4 protein-coding genes are annotated in these 3836 nt (G+C 74.7%); all 4 read right to left on the minus strand.

The features are described 5' to 3' along the window. A partial coding sequence (locus ACFRMQ_RS39185; RefSeq protein ID WP_380735668.1) for an SMI1/KNR4 family protein occupies nucleotides 1-519 on the minus strand: 519 nt, incomplete at its 3' end. 150 nt (nucleotides 520-669) lie between these two features. Beyond that, nucleotides 670-1182 (minus strand): GNAT family N-acetyltransferase, encoded by a 513-nt coding sequence (locus ACFRMQ_RS39190; protein WP_380735669.1) that lies wholly within the window; start codon nucleotides 1180-1182, stop codon nucleotides 670-672. 351 nt (nucleotides 1183-1533) lie between these two features. After that, entirely contained in the window at nucleotides 1534-2346 is an 813-nt protein-coding gene (locus ACFRMQ_RS39195) for a phytanoyl-CoA dioxygenase family protein (RefSeq protein WP_380735671.1), read from the minus strand. A gap of 147 nt (nucleotides 2347-2493) precedes the next feature. Further along, the coding region (locus ACFRMQ_RS39200; protein ID WP_380735672.1) for a M14 family zinc carboxypeptidase at nucleotides 2494-3836 on the minus strand (1343 nt) is incomplete at its 5' end.

A 3836-nucleotide genomic window follows, 5' to 3' on the forward strand; every position in this document is an offset into this window, starting at 1 on the left:
GTTCCCGGCCGAGGCCCGCCCCGACGACGCGTCGCCCGCCGTCTCCGGCCGGTGCCATTCGTTTTCCGGGGGCTCCCCGTTCGGCCAGGCGAAGCGCAACTCGCCGTCCATCGCGGCAAGCAGCCACTGGGCCAGGGTGACGCCCTGGGGCCGGCAATCGCCGTCCGCGCTGGACCACATCGCACCATCCGGATCGCGGAAATCGATCATCGACCACATCGTGCAGCCCCAGTCGTAGAGCGGCACCACTCCGGCAGGCACTCCGCCGGTGGGGTCCGGTCCGTACTCGTAGGCTTCCGCGATGTGCTCGTGCCACTGCCCCACGTCGACCGACAGGACCCCGTCGGCGGGGCCGAAGCCGCCGTTGGACACCTCTGTGTAGAGCCGCCGCAGGAGCGTGGGGAAGGCGAACCCGATGACGCGTTCCGCCTCGGCAACGGCCTCCGGTGGCGCGGGCGGGGGCGCCTGCCGCTTCCGGGCGAGCTTCCGGCAAGCCTCAATGATCTCGTCATCGGTCACCGGTCGATCGTAGAAGCCGGCTCGGACAGCCGAGGTCGTGGCTCCGGGAGGAGGTTCCCCGGGCGGGTCGGGCTGCCTCGCTGTCCTGAGGGACGGACCGCCAGGGCCGGTGCGGGCACCGAGTGCCGGTACCGGCCCTGACGGCCGTGCTCAGATGCCGAAGGCGGCCGCGTAGCGGACGGTGCCGGACGGCAGGGGGTGCGCCGGGTCCAGGGCGAGGGCCATCAGGGCCTCGTCGGGGACCTCGACGGAGAGCTTGATGCCGTGCTCGCAGGCCCGGCCGAAGCCGAAGCGCGGGTAGTAGGCCGGGTGCCCGAGAACCACGACGAAGCGCTCGCCGAGTGCGCCGGCAGCGTCCAGGGCGGCGCGGACGGCGGCCGAACCGGCTCCGCCGCGCTGCCGTCCGGGCAGGACGGCGCAGGGCGCGAGGCACAGGGCCGGGGTCGCACCGATGTGACAGCGCGTCAGCAGGGCGTGCCCGACCGGGCGGCCGTCGGTGCCGGTGGCGACCAGGGAGAGGCCGTCGATCCAGGCGGTGGGGTCGGCCCGCAGGGCGTCGACCAGGTCGGCCTCACCCGGGGTGGGGAAGGCGGCCAGGTTGATCTCGCGGACGGCGGAGGCGTCGGCGCCGGTCTCGGCGCGGGTGAGCCAGGTGTCGCTCATGGTGATGGAAGATCCGTTCCGGATTCGATGACGTACGAGGAGGTCCTCGGGGGCTCACGCTCCCGCTGAGGACCGGCAGGGCGAGGTCAGGCCACGGCCCGGGACGTGAGGCGGACCCGGGCGCTGCGCACGGTGGCCGTGGGCGCGGTCATCAACCTCACCTCCCTCTCTGCTCTCTCGACGACGTCTGCGAACGGACTCCGCCCACCGTACCCGAACCTCGCGGCCGGTGCCGAACCGAGGGCGGCCGCAGGCCTGAGCCCGCTCGCCCGGCGCGGGCGCCGGACCCTCGCGTCGGCCGCCCGGGCCCGGCACTGCCTCGCCTCACCCGGAGACGGTCGTGAAGCACGTCTATCCGGCGCCGCGGTCGGCGCCGTATCCGTCCGGACCGGGGGTGTCCCGTCCCAGACCCCGGCGGATCGCGATCTCCACGGGTGAGTACGCGCCGTCGGCCCGCTCCAGTTCGTACGGTGCGGCCGGCATCAGCGGCGGCTGCGCCATCAAGCGCGGCCGCACCCCGTGGTGCGGCTGCGCCGCGTGCACCAGGAACGGATGGCACAGGAAGACGTCGCCCGGGGAGCCGGTCGCGAGGGCGAGTGGCCGGTGATCGGACGCCGTCACCAGATCGGGGGCGAGAGTCAGCCCGCTCGCCCCGTCCTCCCCGTACTTCTCCAACACCTTCGGCACGTCGAGGTGCGAGCCGGCCCGGATCCGGGTCGGGGCGTCCTCCTCGCCGACCTCGCTGAACAGGAAGAGCATCAGCAACGCCCGGCCCCGGGAGCGCAGATTCGTGAAGTACCAGCTCTCGCCCTCCGGCAGGTAGCTCCCCTCGATGTGCCAGCCCGCGTCGTCCGGCTCCTCCTCGTGCGGAAAGCGCAGCGGGAACGTGCCCAGCGAGTAGCGCGGCTCCCAGCGTCCCGTGCCGACGAGCAGGTCGTACGCGTGTTGCAGGGAAGGGGAGTTGGGAGCGGCCGCGAACGGTCCCTGCGCCATGCCGGCCACCCAGTGCACGGGCCGCGTCCACGTCGACGGGTCGTCCGGGTCGCAGTCCGTCTCCCGCCACAGCAGCCGCGCACAGTCCGCGGCCACGCGCGGCGCGACGGCGCCCTCCACCTTCACGAAGCCGTCGCGGAGGAAACGGGAAACCAAGGTCGTGTCATCCATGCCCCCATCGTGCGGCGGCAGTCGCCCCGACCACCCGACATTCCCCGCACCGCCTTTGTCGGGCGGTCACCGGAGCGAGGCCGGGAGGCGCGCGCCACCCGGGTCTGTCCGGCGGATCACGGTCGCGGGCGGCCGGCAGGGCTCCGGTCACACCCCGCGCAAGCTCAGCTCTACGGCGGCCAGGACGGTGTTCGCCTGGTGGGCCGCCTGGTGGGCCGCCTGGTGCGCCACCGGGATCCACACGGGCCGGAAGCGCCGCTCGTACGCGCCGGTCCACTCCCGCACCAGGGCGCCGAGACGCTCGGCGGCCGGGGTGGTACGCCCGTCGGCGGAGCCGAGGGCGCGGTGCAGCAGGGCGGCGGTGCGCACCGGCAGGCGGTGGGCCCACAGTTCGATGCCTTCGAGGCGGGCCGGGGTCATGAGACCGGATCGCAGGAGGCGCTCCCCACCCGCCCGCGGGTCCCACTGGTCGGCGAGCCGGCGCAGGGCGGTCAGCGGGGTGCCGGCGGCGCGCAACAGGGGGGTGTCGGCGAGATGGTGCACGACGGTGTCGTGGATCTCGGCGATCCGGCGGCCGCGGTCGCGGAGCAGGTCGGCGCAGGCGCCCAGGTGACTGTGGGCGTCGGGGGCCGGGCGGGCCGGGTCGGGGTGGGCGGCCCAGAGGGGGACTTCGACGATGAGGGTGTCGCCGCCGTGGCGCTGGGGGGTGAACCAGGGGGTGGCGCGCACGCCCGTCCCGGCGGAGTCCGGCTCGCCGCCCAGGCCGTCGGGGGTGGCCAGCATGCCGGTGGTGCTCTCCTGGCGGTCGATGTCGTCGGGGTCCATGACGAACACGCCCGGCCCGGGCTCGCGCAGCCAGAACGTGTCGAAGCTGCCGGAGTCGACGGGGATGCCGAGGGCGGCGGCGGACTCGGCGAAGGGTCCGGCGAGGCCGGGCAGGTCGCGGGTGGCCTGGAGGAAGGTGCCGCCGACGTCGGTGGAGTGGAGGGAGAACTGCAGGCGGGGGCGCAGTTCCTCGATCAGGTCGAGGAGGGCGCGGCTCTCGGGCAGGTCGACGCCGACCGCGGGGGCCCATTCGGGCTGCTCCTCGGCGGCGGGGCGGAAGAACGCCGCGAAGTACTCGGGCAGGGTGCGGGCGTCCCGGCTGTCCTCGGCGAGGTGCGCGCCGTCGGGGTCGAGGCAGAGCAGGAAGTTCCAGGTGACCGAGGCGTGGGCGGCGGGCCGGGCCAGGACGTGGTGGGCCAGTTCGACGACGCTCGCGCGGGCGGAGAACTCGTCGGCGTGGGCGCCGGCGACGACCAGCACGTGGTCGTCGCCGCGGCCGACGGTCAGCAGCAGCAGCGGGCGGCCGGCGCGCGAGGTGCCGAGCGTGCGCACGCGGCACAGGCCCGGGTTCTGGGCGGCCAAGTGGTGTGCGGAGTCGGCGAGTTCGTCCAGAGCGGGGTAGCGGCCGTCGAGCACGGCCCGGCCGGCGGTGGTCGAGGTGTCGG

Source organism: Kitasatospora sp. NPDC056783, assembly GCF_042789895.1.
GTDB lineage: Bacteria > Actinomycetota > Actinomycetes > Streptomycetales > Streptomycetaceae > Kitasatospora.

Coding starts and splice junctions, on each gene's coding strand:
- ACFRMQ_RS39195 (WP_380735671.1), bottom strand. CDS start 2,346: ATGGATGACACGACCTTGGTTTCCCGTTTCCTCCGCGACGGCTTCGTG.
- ACFRMQ_RS39190 (WP_380735669.1), bottom strand. CDS start 1,182: ATGAGCGACACCTGGCTCACCCGCGCCGAGACCGGCGCCGACGCCTCC.